The sequence below is a fragment of the Streptomyces sp. NPDC060049 genome, from assembly GCF_042736715.1.
Taxonomy (GTDB): domain Bacteria; phylum Actinomycetota; class Actinomycetes; order Streptomycetales; family Streptomycetaceae; genus Streptomyces.
Genome location: NZ_JBHWVV010000002.1, coordinates 372,269 through 398,079 on the forward strand (window position 1 = coordinate 372,269; position 25,811 = coordinate 398,079).

The 25,811-nt window shown below is 73.7% G+C and carries 22 protein-coding genes and 1 pseudogene; 5 read left to right on the forward strand and 18 right to left on the reverse strand.

Features of this window, described 5'->3' with window-relative positions; all coding sequences use genetic code 11:
• Positions 1-314: 314 nt before the first annotated feature.
• The 5 genes from ACFWBY_RS04455 to ACFWBY_RS04475 form a co-directional block, all read right to left on the reverse strand.
• Positions 315-848, reverse strand: a complete 534-nt coding sequence (locus tag ACFWBY_RS04455) for a GNAT family N-acetyltransferase (RefSeq protein ID WP_385329869.1) — start codon at positions 846-848, stop codon at positions 315-317.
• 60 nt (positions 849-908) lie between these two features.
• Positions 909-1,946, reverse strand: a complete 1,038-nt coding sequence (locus ACFWBY_RS04460) for an isopenicillin N synthase family dioxygenase (RefSeq protein WP_385329872.1) — start codon at positions 1,944-1,946, stop codon at positions 909-911.
• 36 nt (positions 1,947-1,982) lie between these two features.
• Positions 1,983-3,068, reverse strand: a complete 1,086-nt coding sequence (locus ACFWBY_RS04465) for a GNAT family N-acetyltransferase (RefSeq protein WP_385329875.1) — start codon at positions 3,066-3,068, stop codon at positions 1,983-1,985.
• Positions 3,069-3,196: 128 nt separating this feature from the next.
• On the reverse strand, positions 3,197-4,231 hold the full coding sequence (locus tag ACFWBY_RS04470; protein ID WP_385329877.1) for a PHP domain-containing protein: 1,035 nt from the start codon (positions 4,229-4,231) through the stop codon (positions 3,197-3,199).
• A gap of 71 nt (positions 4,232-4,302) precedes the next feature.
• A complete protein-coding gene (locus tag ACFWBY_RS04475) occupies positions 4,303-5,469 on the reverse strand; it encodes a hypothetical protein (RefSeq protein WP_385409626.1) in 1,167 nt (388 codons plus the stop codon).
• Between the two features lie 184 nt (positions 5,470-5,653).
• Between ACFWBY_RS04475 and ACFWBY_RS04480 the strand changes: the two genes are divergently transcribed.
• The 3 genes from ACFWBY_RS04480 to ACFWBY_RS04490 all read left to right on the forward strand — a co-directional run bounded on the left by ACFWBY_RS04480 (position 5,654) and on the right by ACFWBY_RS04490 (position 9,083).
• On the forward strand, positions 5,654-6,166 hold the full coding sequence (locus tag ACFWBY_RS04480) for a DinB family protein (RefSeq protein ID WP_385329882.1): 513 nt from the start codon (positions 5,654-5,656) through the stop codon (positions 6,164-6,166).
• Positions 6,166-7,872, forward strand: coding sequence for a carboxylesterase/lipase family protein (locus ACFWBY_RS04485; RefSeq protein WP_385329885.1), 1,707 nt, complete (start codon positions 6,166-6,168; stop codon positions 7,870-7,872). The genes ACFWBY_RS04480 and ACFWBY_RS04485 overlap by 1 nt, the downstream gene beginning before the upstream one ends.
• A gap of 68 nt (positions 7,873-7,940) precedes the next feature.
• The gene (locus ACFWBY_RS04490; protein ID WP_385329888.1) at positions 7,941-9,083 is read left to right on the forward strand and encodes a serine hydrolase domain-containing protein; all 1,143 of its coding nucleotides are present in this window, start codon (positions 7,941-7,943) and stop codon (positions 9,081-9,083) included.
• 190 nt (positions 9,084-9,273) lie between these two features.
• Here ACFWBY_RS04490 and ACFWBY_RS04495 read toward each other — a convergent pair whose 3' ends face one another.
• From ACFWBY_RS04495 to ACFWBY_RS04505, 3 genes are all read right to left on the reverse strand, one after another.
• Positions 9,274-10,797, reverse strand: a complete 1,524-nt coding sequence (locus ACFWBY_RS04495) for an MFS transporter (protein WP_385329890.1) — start codon at positions 10,795-10,797, stop codon at positions 9,274-9,276.
• A gap of 53 nt (positions 10,798-10,850) precedes the next feature.
• A complete protein-coding gene (locus ACFWBY_RS04500; RefSeq protein WP_385329893.1) occupies positions 10,851-11,411 on the reverse strand; it encodes a TetR/AcrR family transcriptional regulator in 561 nt (186 codons plus the stop codon).
• Positions 11,412-11,582: 171 nt separating this feature from the next.
• Complete coding sequence (locus ACFWBY_RS04505; RefSeq protein WP_385329896.1) at positions 11,583-11,849, reverse strand: DUF6158 family protein; 267 nt, start codon at positions 11,847-11,849, stop codon at positions 11,583-11,585.
• A 111-nt stretch (positions 11,850-11,960) separates the two neighbouring features.
• On the opposite strand from ACFWBY_RS04505, the gene ACFWBY_RS04510 reads away from it, so the two are divergent.
• Both ACFWBY_RS04510 and ACFWBY_RS04515 read left to right on the forward strand, forming a co-directional pair.
• Positions 11,961-12,578: a TetR/AcrR family transcriptional regulator gene (locus ACFWBY_RS04510; protein ID WP_385329899.1), complete on the forward strand. Its 618-nt coding sequence runs from the start codon at positions 11,961-11,963 to the stop codon at positions 12,576-12,578.
• A 38-nt stretch (positions 12,579-12,616) separates the two neighbouring features.
• Positions 12,617-13,858, forward strand: a pseudogene (locus ACFWBY_RS04515) (MFS transporter); the annotation flags it as partial.
• On the opposite strand, the gene ACFWBY_RS04520 reads toward ACFWBY_RS04515, so the two are convergent.
• The 10 genes from ACFWBY_RS04520 to ACFWBY_RS04565 all read right to left on the reverse strand — a co-directional run bounded on the left by ACFWBY_RS04520 (position 13,829) and on the right by ACFWBY_RS04565 (position 25,734).
• Positions 13,829-14,770, reverse strand: coding sequence for a LysR family transcriptional regulator (locus tag ACFWBY_RS04520; protein ID WP_385329901.1), 942 nt, complete (start codon positions 14,768-14,770; stop codon positions 13,829-13,831). The pseudogene ACFWBY_RS04515 and the gene ACFWBY_RS04520 overlap by 30 nt on opposite strands.
• Before the next feature lie 166 nt (positions 14,771-14,936).
• The gene (locus tag ACFWBY_RS04525; RefSeq protein WP_385329904.1) at positions 14,937-15,323 is read right to left on the reverse strand and encodes a hypothetical protein; all 387 of its coding nucleotides are present in this window, start codon (positions 15,321-15,323) and stop codon (positions 14,937-14,939) included.
• Between the two features lie 54 nt (positions 15,324-15,377).
• Positions 15,378-16,268 (reverse strand): aminoglycoside phosphotransferase family protein, encoded by an 891-nt coding sequence (locus ACFWBY_RS04530; RefSeq protein ID WP_385329906.1) that lies wholly within the window; start codon positions 16,266-16,268, stop codon positions 15,378-15,380.
• A gap of 168 nt (positions 16,269-16,436) precedes the next feature.
• Positions 16,437-19,649, reverse strand: a complete 3,213-nt coding sequence (locus ACFWBY_RS04535; RefSeq protein WP_385329908.1) for a TIM-barrel domain-containing protein — start codon at positions 19,647-19,649, stop codon at positions 16,437-16,439.
• Between the two features lie 131 nt (positions 19,650-19,780).
• Positions 19,781-20,326 (reverse strand): hypothetical protein, encoded by a 546-nt coding sequence (locus ACFWBY_RS04540; protein WP_385329911.1) that lies wholly within the window; start codon positions 20,324-20,326, stop codon positions 19,781-19,783.
• A gap of 36 nt (positions 20,327-20,362) precedes the next feature.
• On the reverse strand, positions 20,363-21,580 hold the full coding sequence (locus tag ACFWBY_RS04545; protein ID WP_385329913.1) for a cytochrome P450: 1,218 nt from the start codon (positions 21,578-21,580) through the stop codon (positions 20,363-20,365).
• Between the two features lie 22 nt (positions 21,581-21,602).
• Positions 21,603-22,286 carry a TetR/AcrR family transcriptional regulator gene (locus tag ACFWBY_RS04550; RefSeq protein WP_385329915.1) on the reverse strand — a complete coding sequence of 228 codons (684 nt, stop codon included), beginning with the start codon at positions 22,284-22,286 and terminating at the stop codon, positions 21,603-21,605.
• Between the two features lie 93 nt (positions 22,287-22,379).
• The gene (locus ACFWBY_RS04555; RefSeq protein WP_385329917.1) at positions 22,380-22,625 is read right to left on the reverse strand and encodes a hypothetical protein; all 246 of its coding nucleotides are present in this window, start codon (positions 22,623-22,625) and stop codon (positions 22,380-22,382) included.
• A 230-nt stretch (positions 22,626-22,855) separates the two neighbouring features.
• Positions 22,856-24,661, reverse strand: coding sequence for an ABC transporter permease/substrate binding protein (locus tag ACFWBY_RS04560; protein WP_385329920.1), 1,806 nt, complete (start codon positions 24,659-24,661; stop codon positions 22,856-22,858).
• Positions 24,661-25,734, reverse strand: coding sequence for a glycine betaine/L-proline ABC transporter ATP-binding protein (locus ACFWBY_RS04565; protein WP_385329922.1), 1,074 nt, complete (start codon positions 25,732-25,734; stop codon positions 24,661-24,663). The genes ACFWBY_RS04560 and ACFWBY_RS04565 overlap by 1 nt, the downstream gene beginning before the upstream one ends.
• Positions 25,735-25,811: the final 77 nt, after the last annotated feature.

Consider the following 25,811-nt stretch of genomic DNA (forward strand, 5'->3'; position numbering starts at 1 on the left):
GCCGCGAGCCGGCGGCTGCTCCCGGTGTCGAGGTCGAAGATAATGATGCCGTTCCGGTAGGAGACGGTATCGGCGCCGAAGTCGGCGACCAGGAGCGTTCCGCCGGGGGTCCGGGAGACCGCCGGGAGCGGGGAGGCGGCGGGCGCCGCGGCCGGCTCCCGCCCGGGCTCGGTGCGGGCTCCGAGCAGCAGGGCCCCGGCGAGGACCGCCGGCCGACCGGCGGGTCGACCGATCGGCTGATGCGGGGGCGGGGCGGGCGGTGCAGGTCCGGCCGGAACGACCTCGGACAGGACCGGCCGGAAGGGGCGGACCGCTCAGCCCTCGTACTCCGTGAGGTCGATGGCGTGGATGTTGAGGAGCGCCCCGGACTCCGGGTGCGCCGTGTCCTTCTCCGCCGTCATCCCGAGCTTGCGGATCACGCTCTCGGACTCGTCGTTGCCCGCCCGGTTGACGGCCACGACCCGGTCGAGACCCCGGTCCTGGAGGGCGAACTCCAGCGTGGCGTGCGCGGCCTCGGAGGCGTAGCCCTGACCCCAGTAGGAGCGGCCGAGGCGCCAGGTGATCTCCGCCGCGGGCAGGACCTCGGGGAGCCACCACGGCATGGACAGCCCTACGGCGCCGATCAGCTCGCCGGAGGCCAACAGCTCCACGGCGAAGATCCCGAAGCCCTCCTCGTCCCACTCGTCCTCCCAGCGCTCGATGGTCTCGGCGGTCTCCTCCAGGTCGAGGGTCTCGCCGTCGCCGATCCAGCGCATCACCTCGGGGTCGGCATTGATCTCCGACAGGGGGACGAGGTCGTCCTCGGACCAGCGGCGGAGGAGGAGGCGGGGGGTGCGGATCTCGGTCATGACGTCCATCCTGCCGAACGCGCCCGGCATCGGGTAATCGGGTCCCCCGCCGGGCCGCCCTCAGCCGATCGGACCCGCCTGACCAGCCGCGTCTCCCGGGCGGGCCGGATCCGCGGGAGGGCCCGCTTCCCCCGCCGGGACGGTGATCGCGTCGAGCTGCGCCCGCAGGTAGGCGTGCGAGTCGACCGGCTCGTGCGCGGTCCGGCCCAGGGGCGCCGGGAGGGACTCCACCCGGGTGTGCGCGTCGCACTCGTAGAAGTAGACCAGCGAGATCAGCTCCTCGGCCGGCGCGTCGGCCGGCGGCGGCAGCACCCGGTGGCGGCCGGCCCGCCACCGGTCGCCCGTCCAGCGCGCCATCAGGTCGCCGATGTTCACCGTGAGCGCGGCCGGATCGTACGGGGCGTCCTGCCAGCCGCCGGCCTCGGTGTGGATCTGCAGGCCTCCCGCGCCCTGTTGGCGGTCCAGGACCGTGACGGTGCCGAAGTCGGTGTGGGCCCCGATGCGGAACTGGCCGGGCAGCGGCGGCCCGACGAGCTCGGTCCCGGGATACCAGTTGATGTTGAACCCCCAGGTGGGGTGGCCGGTGTGGCGGGTGAAGTGGTCCGCCTCCAGGCGCAGGGCGGCCGCCAGCAGCTCCAGCAGCTCGTCGCAGAGCGCCCGCATCGCGGTCAGGTACTGGGCCACCAGCGGCCGTAGCGAGGGCGCTTCGGCCGGCCAGGCGTTGGGCCGGAACCACTCCGCGTCCACGGAGGGGATCCCGGTCGGGTCCTCGGCCGCGCACGACCAGGACTCCTTCAGGTCCGGCGGGGAGGCCGCGCCCTCCGCGTGGCTGTTGGCCTCCGCGCCCGGGCCGAGCCAGCCGCGGCCGCCGACCGCGACGGCGTACGGCGCCTTGGCGGCGGCGGGGAGCCGGAAGAACGCGTGCGCCGCCTCCCGGATCCGCCCGGGCAGCTCCGGGTCCACCCCGTGCCCGGTCACCAGCAGGAAACCGGCCGCCTGGAGCGCCTCGTCGACGCGGTCGGCGACGCTCCGGCGCATCCCGGGCCCGCCGGCACGCCACGGGCCGAGGTCGATCACGGGGACCTGACAACTGACCATGCGGAACCTGCTTTCCGGGCCGGGGGGCGGGAAACGCTAGGCCGCTTCGGGCCCGGAGCCCCTCATGACGTACCGGACCAGGCCCTCCCCGGTTCCGGCCGCGGTGAAACCGGTCCGCCGCAGCACCCCCTGGGAGAGTGCGTTGTCCTCGTCCGTCGTCGCCGCCAGGAGGGTGAGGCCCGGCTGTGTGAAGGCCCACGCCGACAGCGCCTTCAGCGCTTCGGTGGCGTAGCCGTTGCCGCGCGCCGAGGGAACGAGGTCGTAGCCGACCTCGGCGCGGCCGTCGGCGTCGGGGACCCCGTGGAAGCCCATGCCGCCGATGGCCCGGCGGTCGCTCGCGCGGATGATCGCGTACGGTCCCCAGCCCGGCCGGTACGTCCCCGCCTCCCGTGCCCTGGCCACGCTCCCGGCGGCGCGGCGGGTGCCGTCGCCGGGGCCGTCCTCGGCCCAGGCGAAGCCTCCGGTGCCGCCCGCGTGCAGGTCGGCCGCGGCCATCGGGGAGAGGTCGCAGAGCAGTACGCGCTCGGCCTCGACGGGTTCGGCGTACCAGCGCCAGGTCGCTTGCCGGGGCAGTCCCGGGAGTTCGCCGCGGCCGGTCGCCCACAGCAGGGTCCGCCAGGCGTCGTGGCCGCCGGTGCCGCGCGGGACGTGCGGGAAGAGGCGGTCCAGGACCCGCTCGGGCAGTGCGGGATCGGGCTGCCAGTCGTGGACCCCGAGCCCCCCGAGGATGTCGTGGGTGTGCAGCAGCGTCTCGACGACGCCCATCGCGGCGAAGCCGTCCGCGCCCGCCCTGCCGTACGGGTGCCAGGCACGGGCACCGGGACCGGCGAGGGCCACGGCGGCGGACAGGAACCCGCCGGACGCCTCGATCACGTCGATGAGGCCGCTGGGGCCGGTGCCCTCCTCGGCCCGTATCTCAAGGGGGACGTACGCGTCGGCGGCGCTCACCGTGAGCTGGGCGGCGTAGGCCGTGAAGTCCTCCGCCACGTGGACGGCGGTGTCGTGGCAGCTCCACTCCAGGCCGGCGGCCGGAGCGCTCCAGTCGAGGTGCGCCACGTCCCGCAGCGCCCGCGCGGTGAGGGACACCGCGGTATCCACGTCCTGGGAATCGATGATCGTCATACGCGCACCATAGGAGCCGGTCCGCGTACCGCCAAGCGGATATCCGTGCACGTGGGCGCGTGCGGGTCCGCGGCTTCGGGGGGGAGCTCCGGCGCCGGCTCCAGGCGGGTCTGCGCACTCCGGCGGGCCTACGGCTGTCGGCGCGTCCGGGTCCAGGTGAGGAGGTCGTCCGCTGACCAGGTGTTGACGATCCGGTCGGCCGGCACCCCGCATTCAAGGGCGCGTTCGCAGCCCGCGATCTGCCAGTCGAGCTGGCCGGGGGCGTGCGCGTCGGTGTCGATCGCGAAGAAGGTGCCCGCGGCCACGGCGAGCCGCAGCAGCCGTCGCGGCGGGTCGAGCCGTTCGGGCCGGCTGTTGATCTCCACGGCGGCGCCGGACTCGGCGCACGCCGCGAAGACGGCCTCGGCGTCGAACTCGGACTCCGGGCGGGTCCTTCCCGTCACCAGCCGGCCGGTGCAGTGGCCGAGGACGTCCAGGTGCGGGTTGCGCACGGCGGCGATCATCCGCCGGGTCATGGCGGGGGCGTCCATCCGCAGTTTGGAGTGGACGGAGCCGACCACCAGGTCCACTTCGGCAAGGAGTTCGGGCTCCTGGTCGAGCGAGCCGTCGAGGAGGATGTCGCACTCGATGCCGGTGAGCAGCCGGAACGGGGCCCAGGCCGCGTTGAGTTCGGCCACGACCCGCAGCTGTTCGCGAAGCCGCTCCGGCGAGAGCCCCCGGGCGACCGTCAGGCGCGGCGAGTGGTCGGTCAGCACCGCCCACTCGTGCCCGAGGCCGGCCGCGGCCCGGCCCATCGCCTCGATCGGGCTGCCGCCGTCCGACCAGTCCGAGTGCACGTGACAGTCCCCGCGCAGGGCGGCGCGCAGCGCGAGGGCCTCGGGGCTCGACGGCGGCCCCTCGGGGTGGGCGGCGGCCTTGTCCTCCAGCCGCTGGAGGTACTCCGGGATGTGGCCGCCGAGTGCTTCGCGGACGGCCTTGGCGGTCTTCGGGCCGATGCCCTTGACCTCTTCGAGCGTGCCGGCCGCGACCCGCTCGGCCACCTCCCGCTCCCCCATCCGTACGAGGGCCGCGGAGGCGGTGCGGAAGGCGTGGACCCGGTACGTCGGCTCCTGGGCACGCTCCAGCAGGAACGCGATGCGGTCCAGTGCCGCCACCGGGTCCATCCTGCTCCTCGCTCCGTTCGACGGCGGGGAGGGGACCCGGGCTCGGTGCCCGGATCCCCTCCCCGCCCGGGTCAGGCTCCGTCGGCCGGGTCGGCCGCCGGACGGTACTGCAGGGCCAGGCCGGCGAGGACGGCGGCGGTCGCGGCGCTGAGCACCGCGGTGACACCGGCCCATTCGACGGTGCCGCCGACCGCGCCGGCGAGCGGGTCGAACCGCACGGCGCCGCCCACCACATGGAGCGCGGCGACGCCCAGCGCGACGACCGCCCCGGTCCGCCACGCCCCGGCCGTGTCGCGCACCGCCAGCAGCACGCCGGCGGTCGGGCACAGCAGCGTGACCGCCAGGGCGAGCAGCCCGTCGGGATCACCGGAGGGCAGGGCCGCCATGTCGCCGGGCACGTGCAGCGCACCGCAGAGCAGCAGCGCGAACACCACCGGCCAGCGCAGTACGTGGCGCAGCGCGCCGCCCGCCGACCTCGCCGGGGCCGGCTGCGGAACCGGGGCCGGAGCGGGCCGCCGGGCGGCGGGGCGCCCCGGGGGCTCCGGATCGGATGCCGTCCCGCGGTACGGGGCCTGTCCGTCGCCGGTGCCCAGGATGCCGACCAGCAGGGCCACGTCCTCGATGGGGCGGCCGAGGGCGGCGGCCCGCAGGGTGATGTCGGTTTCTACGGCCTCGTGGCCCGGCTCTCCCAGCAGGGCGACCATCTCGTGGACGTCCTGGACGGGACGGGCCACGGCGGCCGCGCGCAGCGCCGCGTGTCCGGGGTTGGGCAGCTGTCCGGAGTCCTTGAGGAGGTTCACCAGCGCGGCTACCTCCTTGACCGAACGGCCGGTGGCGGCGGTCTCCAGGACGGTCCGTATCGGCGCCGCCCCGGCCCCTTCCGCCGGCGCGGTCGCGGCCCCTTCCGGCGGCGCGGTCGCGGCCCCTTCCGCCGGCGCGGCCCCGGCCCCTTCCGCCGGCGCGGCCCCGGCCCCTTCCGGCGGCGCGGTCGCGCCCCCGGGCTCGGAGTCACGGCTTGGGTCCTGGTCCGGGTCACGGTCGGAGTCACGGCCCGGGTCACGGTCGGGGCCGGGACCGGCGCAGGCTCCGCCCACGGCCCCGGCGTCGGGGACGTCGTCGGGGCCGGAGGTGGCGCCGGGGCCCGCGGTGGGCTCGGTCGGCGGCCGGGCCGCCGTGGTGTCGGGAAACCCGCGCGGGCCTTCGTGCTCCGTCGCCGCGAGCGTGATGGGGTCATTCATGGAAAGCTCCGTTCGCCGACACGCGGGTCTACACGTCGCGCGCCGGTCATCGTGCGTCATGGGAATCGCACGCTTCGTCACATTCAGCGCCTCCGTGTCGCGCTGCGCCATTCGGGGCGGGCAAACGGGGGTTCCGCGCGGCGCCTCGGGGGGTCCCGGCTCGCGTCGTGGGCATGGTGGGGGCATGAAGGGTACGGAGCTACTTGCCGACGCGTTCGACCGGATCCACGGCGTGGTGCACGAGGTGGTCGAGGGGCTGGACGCCGAGCGGCTGGACGCGCGGGTGGACCCGGGCGCGAACTCGGTCACCTGGCTCGTCTGGCACCTGACCCGCATCCAGGACGACCACGTGGCGGACGCGGCGGGATGGGAGCAGGTCTGGCACGCGCAGGGCTGGGAGGGGCGGTTCGCCCTCTCGCTCCCGGCCGGGTCGACCGGCTACGGGCACACCGCCCGCCAGGCCGCCGCCGTGCGGGTGGCATCCGGGGACCTGCTGCTGGAGTACTTCGACGCCGTCCACGCGCAGACCGGACGGTTCCTGCGCGGGCTGACCGCCGCCGACCTGGACCGGGTGGTGGACGAACGGTGGGACCCGCCGGTGACCCTCGGGGTGCGGCTGGTCAGTGTGATCGGCGACGACCTCCAGCACGCGGGACAGGCGGCCTACGTACGGGGCGTGCTGGAGAGGGGGCGCTGATGGCGTGCCGGAGGGCGGGGCGCGGGGCGGTCCTGCCGGCCCTTCTCCTGCTGGCCGGCGGCGCGGCCGCTCCGGCCGCCACCGCTTCGGCTTCCGCCACCGCCTTCACCTCCGCTTCCGCCGTCCCCTCCGCTTCCTCCTCCTCCGCCTACGCCTCCGCCTCCGCCTCCGCCTCCGAGGAGGGCCGCCGGCCGCCGGTGGTGGAGACCGATCGCGGGCCCGTGCGCGGACGGGAGTCGGCCGGGAACCGCACCTACGAGGGCATCCCCTACGCCGCCCCGCCGACCGGTCCGCTGCGCTGGCGGCTGCCGGAGCCCGCCGCGCGCTGGGCGGCCGTACGGGACGCGGGCTCGCCCGGGGCACGCTGCGTACAGCTGCCGGCTGTGGGGCCGGGCGGTCCGAGCGGCTCGGAGGACTGCCTGTTCCTGAACGTCACCGCCCCGGTGGGAGGGCCGGCCGACGAGGGGACCGGCCGCCCGGTCATGGTGTGGTTCCACGGCGGTGGCTTCATGAACGGCGCCGGGGACCTGTACCGTCCGGGCCGGCTGGCCGCGGCCGGCGGCGCCGTGGTCGTCACCGTCAACTACCGCCTCGGGATCTTCGGCCTCTTCGGGCATCCCGCGCTCGGCGGGGCCCCCGATCTCGCGCTCGCCGACCAGCAGGCCGCGCTTCGGTGGGTGCGGGCGAACGCCGCCCGCTTCGGCGGTGATCCGGGCAACGTCACCGTGTTCGGCGAGTCGGCGGGCGGCCTCAGCGTCTGCCTGCACCTCACCTCCCCGGCCTCCGCCGGTCTCTTCCACCGGGCGATCGCGCAGAGCGGCCCCTGCTCGCTCGCGGTCCCGCCGCGGTCGTGGCTTCCCACCATGGGCGCCTACGAACCGTTCGTGCCGGAGCACCGCACCGTGGCCGACGGGATCGCCGCCGCGGCCCGGCTCGGCTGCGGCCGGCCCTCGGACGAGGAGGTACTGGCGTGCCTGCGCGGCCTGGCGCCCGGGGTGCTGGCGACACCCGAGCTCATGCTGCGCTTCTCCCCCGTGTCCTACGGCACCGGGCTGCTGCCCACCGAGCCCCGACGCGCCCTGGAACGCGGGGAGTTCCACCGGGTCCCGGTCGTGCAGGGCTCGACCCGCGACGAGATGCGGATCTTCCTCGGGCAGACCCTGGGCGCCTTCCCGGTCCCCGACGCGCAGGCCTACCGGGCCCGGCTGCGCGCCGCGTTCGGAGCGCGGGCCGACAGGATCGAGGCGGCCTATCCGGTGGCGGCGCGTCCGACGCCCGCGCTGGCTCTGGCGGCCGTGCTCTCGGACGCCTCCTTCATCTGTCCGCAGCTGCGGGACAGCCGTGCGCTGGCGCGGCACGTGCCGACGTACGACTACCGCTTCGACGACCGCCGGGCGCCGGACTTCACCGGACTGCCGCCGGTGGCGGACTTCCCCTACGGCGCCTCGCACGGTTTCGAACTGCCCTATCTCTTCGACACCGGACTGGCGTTGAGCGCTCCGCAGCGGGCGCTGTCGGACCGGATGACCGGCTACTGGACCCGGTTCGCGGCGACCGGAGATCCCAACGCGCCCGGATCGGGGCCCTGGTGGCCGCGCTCCCCCGCCGTCCTGTCCCTGGCGCCGGGGCCGTCGGGGATCCGTCCCGTGGACGCGGCGGCCGAACACCACTGCGCCCTGTGGGACTCCGTGGCCCGCACGCCCTGACGCCCTCGCGCCCCCGCACTCGCGTACCCATGCCCCATCCCCCATGCCCCTGCCCGAAAGGCGGACTCGTGGCCGGTTTGATCGACATCCTCACGCCGTACGTGGACGGCGGAACCATCCCCGGTGCGGTCGCCCTCGTGGACCGGGGCGACGGCGCTGAGCCGGAGGTGGTGGCCGTGGGCAGCGCGGACGCCGAAGGCAGCGCTCCGATGGTCCGGGACTCGATCTTCCGGATCGCCTCCCTGGCCAAACCGGTCACGGCGGTGGCGGTCATGATGCTGGTGGAGGACGGCCGGTTCGGGCTGAACGACCCGGTGGCACCCTGGCTGCCGGAGATCGCCGCGCCGATGGTCGTACGGACTCCCGCGAGTCCCGTCGACGACGTGGTCCCGGCCGCGCGGCCGGTCACCGTGGCCGATCTGCTGACCTTCCGTGCCGGATGGGGTTTCCCGGACGACTTCTCGCTCCCGGCGGTCGCACCGCTGACCGGCGAGCTGGGGCAGGGGCCGCCGCACCCCCAGGCCATCGTGTCGCCGGACGAGTGGATGGCGAGGCTGGCGCGGATCCCGATGCTGTACCAGCCGGGCGAGGCCTGGCTGTACAACACCTGCTCGGACGTCCTCGGGGTGCTGATCGCGCGGGTGGCCGGGTGTCCGCTGCCCGAGTTCCTGGCGGAGCGGATCTTCGAGCCTCTGTCGATGGCCGATACCGGATTCGCCGTGCCGTCCGGGCAGCTGGGCCGGTTCACCCACTACTACCGCGGCGGCGCGGACGGGGGCCTCGACCTCGTCGACGCCCCCCACGGCCAGTGGAGCACCGTGCCCGCCTTCCCCTCCGGCGCCGGCGGACTGGTGTCGACGGTGGACGACTACTTCGCCTTCACCCGGATGCTGCTCGACGACGGCGGCCCGCTGCTCTCGGCGGATGCGGTGCGGCGGATGACCACCGACTGGCTGACGCCGGCCCAGCGGGCCGGCGCCGAACTCTTCCTGGAGGGGCAGGGCTGGGGCTTCGGCGGGTCGGTCGACGTCACCCGGGCCAACCCGTGGAACGTGCCCGGCCGCTACGGCTGGATCGGCGGCACCGGCACGGCCGCGCACATCGTCCCCTCGACGGGCGCCACCACCATCCTCATGACACAGCGGGAGCTGACCGGTCCGACGCCCCCGCCGGAGACGATGCGCGCGGTGTGGGCGTACGCCGCCTCCTAAGGGCTGTCCCGTAATCCCCGGCGGGCGCACGACGACAGCTACGGCACCTCGCCGCGTTGTCGGAACGCCCGAATACGCACAGTATGCGGACGCTCCTCCGCCTTGCGGGGCACCGCATCTGACGCCGCGCGCTGATCCACCGGGGATTACGGGACAGCCCTTAGCGGTGGGGGCTTGAGTTGCTTCCCGGCTAATGGTTGTCGGTCGGACGCAGGTCGCGCGGGATCAGGGTCCACGTGGTCGCGGCGGCGGCGACGGCGAGCCCGCCGGCTATCAGGAACGCCGGGGTGATCGCGAGGGTGTAGGCCTGTGAGGCGGCGTCGAGCAGGTTCTGGCCGACGGTGCCGCCGAGCCGCTCGGCGGTGTGCGCCGCCTCGCCCACGGAGTCCCGTACGGCGCTCAGTGTGGAGGAGTCCAGGTCGAGGGCCGGGAGGTTGGCCCGGTAGAGCGTGGCGGCGGTGGAGCCGAGGATGGCGACGCCCATGGCCGAGCCCAGTTCGTAGCAGGTCTCCTCGATGGCCGCGGCGCTGGAGACCTCGTCGGCCGGTGCCGTGGAGATCAGGGTCACCGAGGCGACCGTGGTGGCCATGCCCGCGCCCAGGCCCATGACGGCCAGAGCCAGGGCGAAGGCGGGGTAGCCCAGGCTGGTGAACTGCTGGAAGGTCCAGGGCAGGGCCATGCCCGCGGCGAGGAGCACCAGGCCGCCGCCGAGCACGTGACGGATCGCGAAGCGCTGCATGAGGGTCGGGGCGATCATCGAGCCGCAGATCAGCGCGAGGGGGGCGGGCAGCAGGGACAGGCCGGCTTCGAGCGGGGTGTAGCCCTGGCCGTACTGGAACCACTGGGTGACCAGGAACAGGACCGCGCCCATGCCCACCATGGGCAGGAAGATCGCGGTGGCGGCCACGCTGAAGGCGGGCTTGGCGAACAGCCGGACCTGGAGCAGAGGGTTGTCCGTGCTCAGCTGGCGGCGTACGAACACGGTCAGGGAGACGGCGGCGAGGGCGAGCAGGGCCCACGGCAGCGGGTCGGCGACGCCGCTCTTGCCGAGCTGCTTGATGCCGCCCGCGAGGGCGAGCATGCCGACGATCGACTGGCCGACGCCCCACCAGTCCCACTTGCCGGTGGCGCGCGGGGAGCGGGATTCGGGGAGGTAGCGCAGGCCTGCCGCGACGATGAGCGCGGCGACGGGCAGATTGAGGAGGAAGGCCGAGTGCCAGCCGAAGTCCTGGACGAGGAGGCCGCCGACGACCGGGCCGAAGGCCATGCCGCCGCCGAAGACGGCGGCCCAGACGGCGAGCGCGAAGGCGCGTTCCTTGGCGTCGGTGAAGACGCTGCGCAGGATCGACAGGGTGGACGGCATGATCGCGGCGCCGCCGACGCCGAGGAGGGCGCGGGCCGCGATGACGTGCCAGGCCTCGGTGGAGAAGACGGCGATGAGCGAGGCCACGGCGAAGATGCCGAAGCCGGCCATCAGCAGCCGCTTGCGGCCCCAGCGGTCGCCGAGGGCGCCGGCGGTGACCAGCAGCCCGGAGAGGGCGAGCGCGTAGATGTCGATGATCCACAGCTGTTGCACGGCGCCCGGCTGGAGGTCGCCGACGAGGGAGGGGAACGCCACGTTGAGGATCGTGGTGTCCATGGAGATGAGCAGGAGGCTGCCGGAGAGGATCGCGAGCACGATCCATCGGCGCGGGTCCTGCGTGGGGGTGTGCATGAAGGTTCCGTTCACGGTCGTACGCGGGGGGCGGTGCGGGAGGCACGCGGGGGTCACGCGGAGGGGGACGGCCTGGTTCCGCTGAGGAAGGAGGCGAGGACCAGCCGGCCGATGTCACGGCGGGCGAGGTGGCCGTCGCGGACGCCTTCGGCGGCGGCGTCGAGCAGTCCCCAGAGCGAGTACCAGATCCAGTACGGGGGCAGGTCGACGCGCAGTCGGCCGAGGCTCTGGCCGAGGCCGAGGAAGGCGAGGGCGCGCTGGTCCTGGCGCTGGATGCCGGCGCGGAAGGCGGGGTCGGCGAGCACGGTGGCGTCGCGCGAGGTGAAGCCGTAGAGGTGCGCGGCGGGGAGCAGGCCGGTGACGAGCCGCTCCAGGGCGGCGTCGAAGGCGGCGCCGTCGGCGGTGTGGGGCAGGTCGGCGGGCTCCAGGCAGCCGTCGACCACCTCGATGGCCCGGGCGGCGACGGCTTTGAGCAGTGCCTCGCGGGTGGCGTAGCGGCGGCTCAGCGTGGCGCGGCTGGTGCCGATGCCGGCGGCGATGTGCGTCATCGAGGCGCTGTGGTCGCCTGCGAGGACGCGGGCGGCGCCGTCCAGCATCTCTTCTTCGGTCATCATGTGATCCTCCTTTGTATCAAACGATACAAATTTGTCTCACATGATGCAAATCTGATGCACGGCGAGGGCAGCGGCTACTTCGTACGCGTACGAGAGTGGGAAGGGAAGGGCGTCGCCGCGCGCGGGCGAGCACGCCGAGAAGGCGGGCCCGCGCGCAGGCCGAGCGGACGGCTAGCTCCGCCCTTCCGCCTCCGCCCCCGTGCGGGCGCGGGCGCCGGAACGGGTGCGCCCGGCGGTCTGCGCGCGGTCCGGGTGGCGGCGCAGGTATTCGCGCTCCAGCTCGTCCATCCGCTGGGTGTGGGTGACCAGAGCGTCGTCCGACCCGTGCAGCAAGGTCTCGTGGCGCGTCCGGTGGATGGCCTCGAGCTCCTTCATCAGGCGGCCCTCCTCCAGCTCGCTCGCCGACGGACCGGCCTCGTGCGGCGCGTGCTCCGCCATGACGGTCACCTCCTCCTCGGCCGGGCCGGGCGCTTCGCCCGGCCGTGCTCACTCCATCATCCCGGACGGGGGACGGTAGACACTGTCTACGCTCACTGGTAGACAGTGTCTATGGAACAGGACAACGGGCTGCGCGAGCGGCTGATCGACGTCGGTGCGGAGCTCGTCGCGAGCGAGGGGACCGCAGCGCTCGGGCTGCGCGAGATCGCCCGGCGGGCCGGCGTGTCCCACGGGGCGCCCCGGCGGTACTTCGCCACCCACCACGCACTGCTCTCCGCCATCGCCCGGCGCGGCTTCGACGACCTCGGCGCACGCGTCCCCGCGGCGATCTCGGCGGCAGGGGCCTGCGGGAACGGGGACCCGCGCGAACAGGTGCGGGCGCTGGGTCGCGCGTACGTGGGCTTCGCGCTGGAGCGCCGCGGCATGTTCGAGCTGATGTTCCGGCACGACCTGCTCGACAGCACCGGGCAGGACGGCCCGGCGGGTTCCCGGCTGCGGGATTCCACGCTGCCGCTGTTCGAGCTGCTCGTCTCGCTCGTCGCCCGCTGCGAAGCGGCCGGCTCGCCGCGGATCACCGCGGCCGCCCTGTGGGCCAACCTGCACGGCGTGGCGCAGCTGTGGTCCTGGGGCAGCCTCGCCCTCGCCCTCGGGAGCGGTCCGCAGGACCCTGCCCAGGACCGTGTCGACGCGCTCGTCGACGCCGCCGTCGACGCGTACCTGCGCCCGTGAGGCCCGGACTCGCGCTCCTCGTCAGCGCGGCCGGCGCGATGCTCGTCGCCGTCGACGGGACGGTGCTGCTCATGGCGCAGCCCAGCCTGCGGCGGGACCTCGGGGCGAGCCTGGCCCAGGTGCAGTGGACCAGCACCGCCTACCTCCTGACCGTGGCCGCGTTCCTCGTGCTCGCGGGCCGGCTCGGCGACCGGTACGGGCACGCGCGGCTGCTCTTCACCGGCGTACTCGGCTTCGCCGCGGCCTCGGCGGGCATCGCACTCGCGCCGGGCGCCGGCTGGGTGATCGCCCTGCGCGCCGCCCAGGGCCTCTTCGGAGCGCTGCTGCAGCCGGCGACCCTCGCGCTGCTGCGGCTCGCGTACCCGCCCGAGCGGCTCGGTACGGCGGTCGCGGTGCGCACCGCCGCCATCGGGCTGGCCGCGGCGGCCGGGCCGCTCCTCGGCGGCGTCCTGGTCGAACGGTTCGGCTGGCGCGCGGTGTTCGTCGCGAACGTTCCCGCCGCCCTGGCCATCGCCGCGGCGGCCCTGTTCCTACGGGTCCCCGCGCCCCCGCGCACGGGGACCGGCCGGATCCGGCCGGGCGGGGCGGCTCTGCTCGCGACGGCCGTCGCGGCGCTGGTGCACACGCTGGCCGGCGTACCGGAACACGGTTGGGCGGGGACGCCGACGCTGGCCGGGTTCGCCGGGGCGGCCGCGCTCACGGCACTGCTCGTGCGCTCGGAGCGGCGTTCCGCGCGGCCGCTGGTACCGCGCGCGGTGGCCCGGTCCGGCTCGGTGACGGCGTCCATCGCTCTGTTGGCCCTCGTCTCCGGCGCGCTGTTCGGGGCCCTCTTCTCGGCGAGCTTCGCGCTCCAGGACGCGGCGGGGCTCGACCCGCTCGCGACCGGGCTGCGGGTGCTTCCCATGACCGCGGCCATGGTCGCCGGGGCGCCGGTCGCGGGGGCCGCGCTGCGCCGGTTCGGGGCACGGGGGACGGCGGCCGCCGGAACCGGCCTCGTGGTCCTCGGGATCGCGGGGCTGGGTCCCGGCTGGGGTTTCGGCCTGCTCGGGGCGGGCTTCGCCGCCGTGATGGTGACGGCCACAGGGACGGTGGTCGGGGACGCGCCCGCCGGGCACGCGGGCGTCGTGGGCGGGCTCAAGCAGACGGCGATGAACGTGGGCCCGGCCTTCGGCATCGCGGTCGCCGCGGGAACCGCGGGGGCTTCGACCACGGCGATGGCCGTACTGGCGGCCGTCGGGCTGCTGCCTGCGTCACGGCTGCCCGGAGGCGCCCGCGCGCGCCACGCAGGTGCGGGCCACCTCGTCGGCGAAGGCGCGGGCGAGCGGGGCGAGGGAGGACCAGCGGCGGACGGCCCAGCCGACGGCGAGGGGCCGCAGGGCCGGGATCGGCACCAGGCGCAGCGGCCCGTCGGTGCCGGGGACCTGCCAGCCGGGCAGGGCGGGCACGACCGCGTGGCCGAGGCCTAGTTCGGAGAGCAGGAGGGCTGTGTCCCAGTCGGCGACGCCGGTGTCGGAGCTGATCCGGACGCCGGCCTCGTCGAGAGCGGCGTCGAGGTGGGCCCGGGAGGTGGAGTTCTCCGGCAGCCTGATGTGGCGGATGCCGGCGAGGTCGGCGGGCTCCAGGCGGGAGCGGGTGGCGAGTGCGTCGTCGGCGCCGACCGCGAGGACCCAGGGCAGGCGCATGACGGGGCGCTGCTCGATGCCCCGCACGGGTGCGCCGATGGTGATCCAGGCGAGGTCGAGGTCGGCGGCGGCCAGGGCGTCGAAGCAGCTGCGGCTTGAGTTCTCGGTCTGGAACTCCAGGCTGACCCGGGGGTGGACCGCCCGGAAGGCGACGACGGCCTCGGCCATGAAGTGCCGCACGGTGGTGGCCCCGGTGGTGACGCGGACCGACCCGCCGTCGTCCCGCACGAGGGTGTCGAGGCGGCGCAGGGCCCCGTCGAGCCCGGCGATCCCGTCGGCGGCGGCCGCCTGGAGGATCAGACCGGCCTCGGTGGGCGACACGCCGCGCGGGTGGCGCTCCAGGAGCGCGGCTCCGGTTTCCTTCTCCAGCCGTCGGATGTGCTGACTGACGGCGGACTGGGTGCGGCCGAGGTCGCGGGCGACGGCGCTGAGGCTGCCGGCCCGGCAGACGGCGCTGAGGCTGCCGGCCCGGCAGACGGCGACGAAGACGCGGAGGTCGTCGAGGGTCACAACCCCCAAGTTATCACTGGGGGGTTACCAGACATGTGGAGGATTGACTTGGGTGGCCGCCCTGGCCGACGATCAACTCACGGCCCAGGGCGGCAACCCGTCCCCGTCATCGCGAGGACGGGAACGGGTGCCGACCCGCCGCGTTCCGGCTCCGCCGGTCACAGCACTAGGCGTCGAGCTTGGCCATCACCTGGTCCCGGAGGATCTCGTACTCCGTGCGCAGGCGCCGCAGTTCGCTGTCCGGGGGGCGGGGGACGACGACGCCCTCGGTGATCTTCTCCTCCGGTCCGAACTGCTCGCGGGTGAGGTCGATCTCTATTCCCATGCCCAGGCGGTTCCACCAGTGGTAGTCCACGCGCTCGCCGTCCACGAGGACCTCGCCGCGGATGAGCTCGCCGCCCAGCAGGTCGTGGAGGACCAGGGCGGTCACACCGCACTGGTCACGGGCCGGATTCTCCCGCGTCCAGCGGTCGCGGTACTCGGGGGTGCACGTCTGCTCGCTCCAACTGCTGCGGACGGCGCGGTCGATGTCGGTCAGGAGTAAAGGTGTCATGCCGCCCATCCTCGCAACCGGCACCGACAAGATCCATCCCCCGGTCGTCCCCGGTCAGCCGCGCGCCGGGCGGGACGCCAGGAGCTCACGGATGACGTGGCGGGCCGTGTCCGCCATGACCGGGTTCGTCTGCCGGTAGTAGCCCAGTTCGGGGAGCGCGATCGACAGGGCCCAGCCGCGCCCGCGCGCCCAGGCCGCGTCGTCGGCGCCCAGGGCGGCCCGGAAGACGGACCGCGCGCCGGCCGGGAGCACGTACCAGGCCGCGATCAGGTCGACGGCGGGGTCACCGAGACCCGCGCAGCCGAAGTCGATGACGGCCGCGAGCCGGCCGTCGGCCAGCAGTACGTTCCCCGGTTGCAGGTCCGAGTGGATCCAGACCGGCGGTCCGTTCGGCGCCGGGGCCGCCAGGGCCTCCTCCCAGACCTCGGTTGCCGCTTCGGCGTCGATGTCGGCGCTTGCGCCCAGTTCGGCGATCACGGCGCGGGTGGCCTCGTCCCGCGCGGCCAGGGGCTCACCGCGGTAGGCCGGCGGCGCGTCCAGCGGGTCGACCCGGTGCAGCGCGGTGATGAACTCCGCCAAGTCCCGGGCGAAGAGCTCCGGTTCGGGGATCCGCCCGGCCACCGGGTTCGCGCCGGGGAGCCATCCGTAGACGGACCAGGGCCACGGATATCCCTCGGCGGGCTGCCCCGTGCCGACCGGAACGGGGATCGCGGCCGGAAGCGCCGGGGCGAGCCTCGGCAGCCAGACGTGCTCCGTCGCTATGTCGCCGGCGGCGCCCTGCGTACGCGGGAGGCGGACGACCATGTCCTCGCCCAGCCGGTACATGAAGTTGGACGTGCCGGCCGATTCGACCCTCTCGACGGGGAGCCCCGCCCACCGGGGGAACTGTCCGGCGATCAGCCGGTGCACGAGGGACGTGTCGATGTCCGGTTCGTCGGCGTGCATCTTCCGGGGTGTCGATGTCCCTGCGGGCATGGGCGCCTTTCCTGACGGCTCGAAGATCATGGTCCTCCACGATATCCGCCGGCCGCGGGGCGGTTGGGGAAGGGCGAGCCCGGCCCGGCGTGATGCCGGGCCGGGCTCGGTGGGGGGTGTCGGGCGGTGCGGGGAGCCTCAGGGAGTGAAGGTCCAGCGCTGGGCCGCGGCGCCGGCGCAGGCGACGCGGGTCAGCTTGGTGCCGTTGCCCGTGGCGGAGCCGGCCGGTGTCAGGCACTGGCCGGCGTTGCGCAGGCTGCCGTCCGGGCCGGTCTGCCAGCTCTGGCCGGAGCCGCCGTCGCAGGTCCGGACGGCGACGGCCGAGGCCGTCGCGGCGTCCAGGCAGATTCCGTTCAAGCCGGTCAGACGCCCGTCGCCCTGCAGGGTCCAGCGCTGGTTCGGGCCGCCGTGGCAGCTGTAGAGGGCGGGCTGGGTACCCGGGGTGGTGGCGCTCCCGGGGAGGTCGAGGCAGGTGGACGAAGCTCCGTTGACGAGTGTCGCGGCGGCCGGCAGCGGGGTGGGGCGGCCGGTGAGGGTGATCTCGGCGGCGCTGCTCCAGGGGCCGCGGGCGCCCGCCTCGGTGAGTGCTCTCAGGCGGAGGTAGCGGCCCGTCTTCGCCGCCATGGAGAGGGACTTGAGGGACGGGGTGTCGGCGAAGGTGCCGGTCGCCACCGCGGTGCCCCAGTCGCTGGTGGTGTCCGAGACGTACACCTCGTAGCCGCCGATCCGGCCGTTGACGCCGCCGTCCTGGCGGGGCAGGTAGCCGAGGCCGTCCACCGTGTAGCGGGCACCGAGGTCGATCTGGATCTCGTGCGGCAGCGAGGCCGGGGTGCCGGCCGACCAGGCGGTGTGCCACATGGTTCCCGCGTTGCCGTCGAAGGCGCGCGGGGCGGCGCCGTTCTCCGCGGCGGTCTCCTGGCTGTCGGCGGAGACCAGGGTCCAGGCCGTCTGCGGGACGGGGCTGGAGGTGGCCGGGACGGGGTCGGCGGCCGGGACGGAGGTGCCGTCGGCGGTGACGCTGAACGCGCCCGACTTCGTACCCGTCTTGGTCCACAGGATGCCGCCCCGGTCGGAGGCGTCGAAGAACCATCCGGTGGCAGCCGTGTCGTAGGCCGACTTGGTCGTGAGCCGGGTGAGGGCGGCGCCGTCGACGGTGACCGCGCCCGGTGCGGTGGCCACGTGGAGGCTGAACTCGTAGCCGCGCGACGCCGGTTTGCCGGTGTAGCCGCCGGTCGGGGCACCGACGGAGACGGTGACCGCGCCGGAGCCCGTGGCGGGGGCGGTGACGTCGACCTGCTGGCGGGCGAACGCGCCCGACTGGTAGGCGCGGGTGATGCCGTCGTCCTCGTAGAGGCTGAAGGAGGAGCTGCCGCGCGGGTGGATGTCGTAGGTGAGGGTGGAGAGGGGCTTCTCCCCCGTGTAGTTCATCTGCGGCCACATCGGGACGATCGCGCCGCCCTTGACGAAGAGGGGCAGGGTGTCCAGCGGTGCCTGGTAGCCGTTGAGCCAGCCCGGTCCCGCGTACGTCTTGCCCGTCCAGTAGTCGGTCCAGGTGCCGGCGGGCAGGTAGATGCCGTCCCGTACGGAGGTGTCGGAGACGACCGGCGCGACGAGGAAGGAGTCGCCGGCCATGAACTGGCCGCTGGTCAGGTTGCCGCGCGCCACCGGGTCGTCCGGGTACTCCAGGACCATCGCGCGGGTGCTCGGGACGCCCGTTTCGTGTGCGGTCCGGCTCATCGTGTACAGGTACGGCATGAGCCGCATCTTGAGCTGGAGGTACTTGCGGTTGATGGAGAGGTACGGCTCCGCGAACCGCCAGGGCTGCTTGTCCTGGTAGCCGGCCGTCGGGCCGGTCGCGCCCCACCCCGACATCGTCATGAAGGCGGGGGTGAAGGCCTTCCACTGCAGGTCGCGGGCGTAGGTCTTCGGGCTGCCCGCGAAGATGCCGTCGATGTCCCCGGAGGCGTAGTTGAGGCCGGAGAGGCCGGCGCCGGTGATCGCCGGGACGTGCCAGCGCATGTCGTCCCAGGTGCCGTTGGTGTCTCCGGTCCAGACGACGGCGTTGCGCTGGGTGCCGGCCCAGCCGTCGACGGTCCAGACGTAGCGGCGGGCATCGGAGTTCTTCTCGATGCCGTCGACGGCCTGCTGGACCCCGCTGAACGCCGTTTTGTAGCCGCCGCCGATCCAGGCGACGTCGGTCTTCACGCCCCGGGAACCGGCCACCCCCACCTCGTCTTTGATGGAGCCGAGCCCGGTCGAGGTCCACAGGCCGGTCTGGAAGCCCTTGGCCTTGAGCGCGTCGACCGTGGACTTCAGGGGCGCGGTGTAGCCGCAGCCGTAGCCGTCGTTGGGCAGGAACCAGCCCGAGGGCATGTCGGCGGCGCGGGCGTCGGCGGCGTAGCCGACCACGTCCGGGGTGGTCTGGTGGCGCAGCCGGTTGTGGTCGCCCTGGTAGTCCGGGTTGGAGGCGTTGAAGCAGTCGGCGTTGCCGAGCTCGAAGCCCCACGAGGGGGCCATGAAGGGTTTGCCGCTGACGTCGGTGTAGGCGTCGAGGACCGACTTGAGGGAGTCGCCGGCGAAGTACCAGGCGTCGAAGCGGCTCTCGTTGTGGGTCAGGGTGGTGGGCGCGTTGAACCCGTACGAGCCAGGCGCCCAGGTGTTGCGCATCACGCCGTAGCCGTTGGTCGACATGTAGAAGGGTGCGGGGCTGGCGTTGTTGTTCTCGCGCCACTTGTTGTCGACGGCGACCGGGACGGTCTTGCCGCGCAGTGCCCATTCGCCCAGGCGCAGGCCGGTTCCGTAGAACTGCTCGTCCGCGCCGCGCGCCAGGTACTGGGTGGTCTGGTTGCCGGTCCAGGAAGTGGGCTGTGCCTCCTCCCAGACGAGGGTGGAGTTGTCGGCCCGGTAGACGGAGAACCGCAGGGGTGTCTTGTTGACCCTGATGGACAGGGATCCGGTGGTGATCCGGTAGTGCGTGCCCGCGTCGGTCCAGCCGGCGGTGACGGGGCCGAAGTCGGTGGTGGGGGCGAGGTCCTTGCCGGCCGGATCGTTGGTGAAGGCGCCGTCGGGCGAGAGCCAGAGCCTGAAGATGTCGGCGCGGGCGACGACCACGCGGGCCTTGGCGCCGCTGGACGTGGTGGCGGTGAAGGTGTTGCCCGACTGGGTGAGGCCGGTGACGTTGCCCGCGGTGGAGGGGGCCGGGGCGGCCGCGGCGCCGGCGCCGGCCGCCGAGGCCGGTGAGGCGATCGGGCCGGCGGCGGCCAGGCCGGCCACGGTGAGGGCGGCGGCGAGCAGCGCGGCCGCGGGGGCGCGCCGCCGCCGTGGGCTCCTGCGGATGCTGATGAGTCTCATGGGGCGGCTCCTCGTGCGGTCCGGTTCGCGGACACACCTGTTGGCATGCACCGGGCAACATAGCGCTCGGGAGGCCCCACATGAAGGAAGATGCTTGAACTGGCTTGTCATCAAGCATCTTTGCGCAACAATCAGCAGGTGGTGTTGACGAGCTCCTCCATGAGGGCCGGGTCCAACGCCGTATTCGCCGCGGCGCGGGGGGCCAGTTCCTCGTCGTCCAACAGCTCGGCGATACGGGCCGCGGGCAGATTCGGATGCCGGGCCAGTGCGGCTCGCACCACCGGATCCGGATCGCGGGTGAGCCGGTCGACGAGATCCGGATCCGCCTCGGGATCGCGGGCCACGAGGGCCCGTACGGCCGGGTCCTCGTGTTCCGCGTAGGCGGCCAGGCCTACGGTCGGGAAGCGCGGGCGGGTGAGCAGGTCGGCGCGGTAGCGGCCGGTGTACTCCAGGAAGCAGCGCAGCAGGAGTGCGGCGGGCGCGTCCGGATGGTTCTGCGCGAGGGTGATCCGTACGCCGTGGTCCGCGTCGGCGGCGAACAGCGCGACGAGGTCCGGCGGCAGGTGGTGGTCGGCAGCCGCATGGCGGCGCAGCAGGGGGTGGCCGGATTCACCGCCAGGTCCGCCAGCCGCCGCTCGGCCGGACCCGCCTCGTTCCAGATCTCCCCGCGTATCCACATCCGGCCGAGACTACGCGCAGCTCGGGCCGGGGCCTCAGCCGAAGCGCACCGGGAGGTACTTGATGCCGTTGATGAAGTCCGAGCGCAGTCGGCGGACTTCGCCGGTGAGGGCCACGTCGGGGTGGTGGCGCAGGAGTTCCCGGACGAGGGCCTTGATCTGGGTGCGGGCGAGGCCTGCGCCGAGGCAGAAGTGGGGGCCGCCGCCGCCGAAGGTGACGTGGTCGTTCGGGGTGCGGCGGATGTCGAAGGCGAAGGGATCGGCGAAGACCTCCTCGTCGCGGTTGGCGGAGGTGTAGTAGGTGACCACCTTCTGGCCCTCGGCGATGGGCTGCCCTCGCAGCACGGTGTCGCGGGTCGCGGTGCGCCGGAAGTTGTGGATCGAGCCGCCCCAGCGCAGGAACTCCTCCGTTGCGGAGGCCCACAGCACATCGTCGTGCGGGGCGGCGGCCAGTTCGGCGCGCGCGGCCGGGTGGTCGACGAGGGCCAGCAGCGTGGCGGAGAGGAGGTTGCGGGTGGTCTCGTTGCCCGCGACGCACAGCAGCACGAAGAACATGTTGATCTCGTCCTCCGTCAACCGGTCCCCGTCGACCTCGGCGTGGACCAAGGTCGAGAGGATGTCCTCGCGGGGACGGGCCCGCCGCTCGGCGGCCAGCGCGTCGCAGTAGGCGTAGATCTCCGCGGCCGCGAGATCGCTGTCGTGCTTCCCCGCCGAGAGCTCCGGGTCCTGGCCGCCGGCCATCCGGTTGCTCCAGTCGAAGATCAGCCGCTCGTCGCCCTCCGGTACGCCGACCATCTCGCAGATCGTCTGGATCGGCAGCCAGGCGGCGACCTCGGAGACGAAGTCCATGTCCCGGCCCGGGGTCACCGCTCTCTCCACCAGGCGGACCGCCCGCTCCTGGATCCGGGCCGCGAGTTTTCGTACGACCCGGGGGGTGAACCCCGCGCTGACCAGCGAGCGGTACCGGGAGTGGCGCGGGGCGTCCATCCCCAGCAGGACCAGGCGCAGGGTCTCCAAGGACTCGGGGGCCTGGTCCCGGATCATGAACGAGCCGAGTTCGGTGGACCACAGCTCGGGGTCGCGGCTGACGGCCTTGACGTCGGCGTGGCGGGTGACGGCGAAGAAGCCGTCGTGGTGGCCGGGCACCTCGTGCCAGTGCACCGGGTCGTCGCGGCGCAGCCGGGCGAACTGCGCGTGCGGGACCTCGCGGGCCCAGGTGTCCTCAAGGAGGTCTATCTCGCCGGTGGGCGGCATGGAGCGGTTCCCTTCGTTCGGTTCAGCCGAGTCCGAGGAGGGTGGTGAGCGCTTCGACGACGAGGGTGTCGGGAACGCCCCCCGGGTCGAGGCGGTGCTGCATGGACAGCCCGAGCAGGAGGCCGAGGACCAGGGCTCCGGTCTCCTCGGGCGGGCGGGTGAGGGGCGTGCCGGTGGCCTCGGCCCAGTCGGCGAGTCCTTCGCCGAGCTGGGCCCGGATCTCGGCGTAGCGCTGCGCCAGCCGGCCGCCGATGAGGGGGCCGCGGGCGGCGTGCAGCCACAGCTCCGTCTCCAGCAGCAGCCAGGAGCCGCCGTACTCGGGGTGCGGGCGGGTGAGGCTCCCCCACATCGCGGAGAAGTGCACGGCGGGATCGACGGGGTCGCCCGCCGCGATCTCGGCGGCCAGTTCCTCGGCGGTGCGCTCCTTCCACACCTCCAGGAGGGCGAGCAGCAGGCCCTCCTTGCCGCCGAAGTGGCTGTACAGCGCGCCGGTGGTCCGGCCGGCCGCGTCGGCGACGGCTTCGGCGGAGACGGCGTGGAACCCCTTGCGCGCGAAGAGCTCGGCGGCCGCGTCGATGAGCCGCGAGCGGGTCTCGGACTTGCGCTGCGCCTGCGGGGTGCGCTGTGCCTGCGGGGTGCGCTGTGCCTGCGGGGTGCGCTGTGCCTGCGGGGTGCGGTCGGGTGTCAACGGGCCTCCGAGGCTCACCGGAACGTTATATCGGGTTGCCGATATAACTTCCTCCCCCGCTGACGAACTGTCAATCATCGTGCACGGACGGGCCGTAGGGGGTCGGACGCCTCAGGCGCGGGCCCGTCCCGCGTACCCGAGCGGCGGGGCACCCGCCGTGACCGCCAGGACCGGCGCCGCCGGGGAGGTGTGCCGGTGGCCGCAGGGGGCGAAGACGAGGACCACCGGCTCCCCCGGGCGCTGACTCCAGGAGATGCGCTCCGGGGCGCCGTCGCACACCGGGCAGCGGGGCAGCGGGCTCGGCTCCGGCAGGTACTCGGGGGCGGCCGCCGGCTGCGTGGAGTGCGGATCGCGCATGGAGGCTCCCTGGTCGTGCGGTTGGGCTGTCCGCACTGTGCCATGGACAGGGCCCTGCCCGCACGGGTGAATCCTCCGGCGTTCCGGCTGGTCAGAGGTGTATGCCCGGATACTTCCCCCCTCCGGCCCCACCTCTAGGTCCGGACGCGCCGGTGCGCGAGGGACCGTGACGGTCCCTCGCGCACCGGTTGCGCCGACTGCCTCACCGGATCACCGGCTCCGGCTCCGGCTCACGCCAGCGTGTCCACCTCCGGGTGGTCTGCCAGCCACGCGCGGACGGCCTCCTGCTCCTTGCCCTTGCCGGCCTCCTGGATCTTGGCCTCCAGACCGGTCAGCTGGGCTTCGGTCAGCTTGAACGAGCGCAGCCACCGGGCGATCTCGGGCTCGTCGGCGGCGAAGCCCTTGCGGGCGATGTTGTGGATGCCGTCGCCCTTGCCCCACGCACCCTCGGGGTCCGCAAGCTTCGTGAGCTCGTAGGAGGCGTACGCCCAGTGCGGTGACCAGAGCACCACCGCGACGGGCTCCTTCTTCGCGTAGGCGCGCTCGAGCTCGGCGAGCATGCCCGGGGTGGAGCCGTCGACGACCTTGTACTCGCCGTCGAGGCCGTAGCGCGGCAGCACCTCGTCCTTGAGGAGGCCCATCGCGCCCGCGCTGGGCTCGATGCCGATGATCCGGCCCTTGAACTGCGAGCCCTTGCCCTTCAGGTCCGCGAGGGTCTTGACGTCCTTCATGTAGGACGGGACCGCCAGCTCGATGGAGGTGGGGCCGTACCACGAGCCGAGGTCGTCGAGCTTGTTCCCGTACTTGTCCCAGTACTCGGCCTGCGTGGCGGGCAGCCAGGCGTCGGTCTGGAAGTCGATCTGGCCGCCCGCGAGGCCGGTGAACAGCGCGCCGAGTTCCAGCTGGCGGGCGTCGACCTTGAAGCCGCGGCGTTCGAGGAGTTCCTTCCACAGGTACGTGGAGGCGATGCCCTCGTCCCAGGGGATGTAGCCGATGCTGACCTCTCGGCCCTTGCCGATGTTCTTGACGCCGGCCCCGCCGGCGGCGTTGACCTGTGACTTCCCCGTGTCCGCGAAGACACCCAGCCCGCCCGCGACCAGGGCCAGCACCACGGCCGAGGCGACGGCAAGGACGGGCTGCGGCCGGTGGCCCCACAGCTTGGCGGTGCCGGTGGCGGCGGAGCGCGCCTTGGCGAGGGCGCGGCGGCCGAGCGGGGAGACCTGGCGGCCGAGCGCGCCGGTCATCCGGTCCAGGTACATGGCCAGGATGACGATGGAGATGCCCGCCTCGAAGCCGAGGCCGATGTCGACGCTGCCGATGGCTCGGTAGACGGCGCCGCCGAGGCCGCCGCCGCCGACCATGCCGGCGATGACGACCATGGACAGGCCGAGCATGATGACCTGGTTGATGCCCGCCATGATCGTGGGCAGCGCCAGCGGGAGCTGGACCCGTACGAGGATGTCGCGCGGGGTGGTGCCGAAGGCGTCGGCGGCTTCGACGAGTTCCGCGTCGACCTGGCGGATGCCGAGCTCGGTCATCCGCACGCCGGGCGCCAGCGAGAAGATGATGGTGGCGATGATGCCCGGCACCACGCCCACCCCGAAGAAGATGATGCCGGGGATGAGGTAGACCATGGCGGGCATGGTCTGCATGAAGTCCAGGAGCGGCTTCAGGACGGCGCTGACCCTGTCGGAGCGCGAGGCCCAGATGCCCAGCGGGATCGCGAAGAGCAGCGTGACGAGGGTGGCGACCACGACCAGCGCGAGCGTGGACATGGCGTCGGGCCACAGGCCGACCGAGTCGACGAGGGCGAAGCCCGCGAAGGCGAGCAGTGCGGCGAGCAGACCGCGCAGCCACCACGCGGCGACGGCGAGGACGCCGGCCAGCAGCAGCGGGGACGGCGCGGAGAGGACGGCTTCGATGCCGTCGTAGAGCCCGGTGACGAGCGTGCTGATGGCGTCGAACAGCCAGGACAGGTGGCGCTGGAGGAAGTCGACGCCACTGTCGACCCAGGCGCCGAGGTTCAGGCGGGGCATCAGGAGGCCACCTCCGCGCAGGCCATCGGGGGTCTGTGTTCATCGCCGAGGAAGGCGATGAGGCGGTCCTGCGGTACCCGGCCGATGACGGCGCCGTGCTCGTCGGTGACGGAGACGGGGTGCGGGACGCGGGCGCTGACCGCGCACAGGTCGGCGACCGCGGTGCCGGCGCTGACGGTGGGGCAGCCGCAGGCGTCCCCGTCGGCGGGCACCTCGTCCATGACGGCGTCGGCCGTCAGGACGCGCGAGCGGTCCACGTCCTGGATGAAGGAGGCGACGTAGTCGTCGGCGGGGCGGGTCAGGATGTCCTCGGCCGTGCCCTGCTGGACGATGCGGCCGTCGCGCATGACGGCGATGCCGTCGCCGAGCCGCATGGCTTCGTTGAGGTCGTGGGTGATGAACACGATGGTCTTGCCCAGGCTTTGCTGGAGCACGAGGAGCTGGTCCTGCATGTCGCGGCGGATCAGCGGGTCGAGCGCGCTGAACGACTCGTCCATCAGCAGCAGATCGGCGTCGGTGGCCAGGGCGCGGGCGAGGCCGACGCGCTGCTGCATGCCGCCGGAGAGCTCGTCGGGCCAGGACTTCTCCCAGCCGCCGAGCCCGCACAGGGCGAGCGCCTCGGCGGCCCGCCGTTCGCGCTCGGCCCGCGGGACGCCCTGGACCTCCAGTCCGTATCCGGCGTTCTCCAGGACGTCGCGGTGCGGGAACAGCGCGAAGTGCTGGAAGACCATGCTGATCTTCGTGGACCGCACCCGGCGCAGTTCGCTCGCGGAGAGCGCCGTGAGGTCCTCGCCGTCGAAGAGGATGCGTCCGGCGGTGGGCTCCAGGAGTCCGTTGAGCATGCGCAGCAGCGTGGACTTGCCGGACCCCGACAGACCCATGACGACGAAGATCCGACCGGGCTCCACGCGGAAGGAGGCGTCGATCACCGCGGCCGTCGTTCCCTCGGCGCGCAGCTCGTCGCGGTCGGTCTCCCCGCTTTCGAGCGCGCGGACCGCCTTCGCGACGGCTTCGCCGTTGTCGGGTCCGTTGCCGAACACCTTGTACACGTGCTCGGCTATGAGCGTGGACACATACACCTCACGGGTCGTACGGGAAACGGTCCACCGGCGTGCGTACGGCCGGCGGCTCGTGGAGCGGGACGGGATCC

Excerpts from the sequence above, each read along its gene's own strand:
- ACFWBY_RS04530 (WP_385329906.1), bottom strand. The coding sequence starts at position 16,268 with ATGCACGCCGACGAACCGGACATCGACACGTCCCTCGTGCACCGGCTG.
- ACFWBY_RS04500 (WP_385329893.1), bottom strand. The coding sequence starts at position 11,411 with ATGATGACCGAAGAAGAGATGCTGGACGGCGCCGCCCGCGTCCTCGCA.
- ACFWBY_RS04510 (WP_385329899.1), top strand. The coding sequence starts at position 11,961 with ATGGAACAGGACAACGGGCTGCGCGAGCGGCTGATCGACGTCGGTGCG.
- ACFWBY_RS04535 (WP_385329908.1), bottom strand. The coding sequence starts at position 19,649 with ATGAGACTCATCAGCATCCGCAGGAGCCCACGGCGGCGGCGCGCCCCC.
- ACFWBY_RS04460 (WP_385329872.1), bottom strand. The coding sequence starts at position 1,946 with ATGGTCAGTTGTCAGGTCCCCGTGATCGACCTCGGCCCGTGGCGTGCC.
- ACFWBY_RS04560 (WP_385329920.1), bottom strand. The coding sequence starts at position 24,661 with ATGCCCCGCCTGAACCTCGGCGCCTGGGTCGACAGTGGCGTCGACTTC.
- ACFWBY_RS04455 (WP_385329869.1), bottom strand. The coding sequence starts at position 848 with ATGACCGAGATCCGCACCCCCCGCCTCCTCCTCCGCCGCTGGTCCGAG.
- ACFWBY_RS04525 (WP_385329904.1), bottom strand. The coding sequence starts at position 15,323 with ATGACACCTTTACTCCTGACCGACATCGACCGCGCCGTCCGCAGCAGT.
- ACFWBY_RS04480 (WP_385329882.1), top strand. The coding sequence starts at position 5,654 with ATGAAGGGTACGGAGCTACTTGCCGACGCGTTCGACCGGATCCACGGC.
- ACFWBY_RS04465 (WP_385329875.1), bottom strand. The coding sequence starts at position 3,068 with ATGACGATCATCGATTCCCAGGACGTGGATACCGCGGTGTCCCTCACC.
- ACFWBY_RS04475 (WP_385409626.1), bottom strand. The coding sequence starts at position 5,469 with ATGAATGACCCCATCACGCTCGCGGCGACGGAGCACGAAGGCCCGCGC.
- ACFWBY_RS04555 (WP_385329917.1), bottom strand. The coding sequence starts at position 22,625 with ATGCGCGATCCGCACTCCACGCAGCCGGCGGCCGCCCCCGAGTACCTG.
- ACFWBY_RS04485 (WP_385329885.1), top strand. The coding sequence starts at position 6,166 with ATGGCGTGCCGGAGGGCGGGGCGCGGGGCGGTCCTGCCGGCCCTTCTC.
- ACFWBY_RS04505 (WP_385329896.1), bottom strand. The coding sequence starts at position 11,849 with ATGGCGGAGCACGCGCCGCACGAGGCCGGTCCGTCGGCGAGCGAGCTG.
- ACFWBY_RS04470 (WP_385329877.1), bottom strand. The coding sequence starts at position 4,231 with ATGGACCCGGTGGCGGCACTGGACCGCATCGCGTTCCTGCTGGAGCGT.
- ACFWBY_RS04495 (WP_385329890.1), bottom strand. The coding sequence starts at position 10,797 with ATGCACACCCCCACGCAGGACCCGCGCCGATGGATCGTGCTCGCGATC.
- ACFWBY_RS04545 (WP_385329913.1), bottom strand. The coding sequence starts at position 21,580 with ATGCCGCCCACCGGCGAGATAGACCTCCTTGAGGACACCTGGGCCCGC.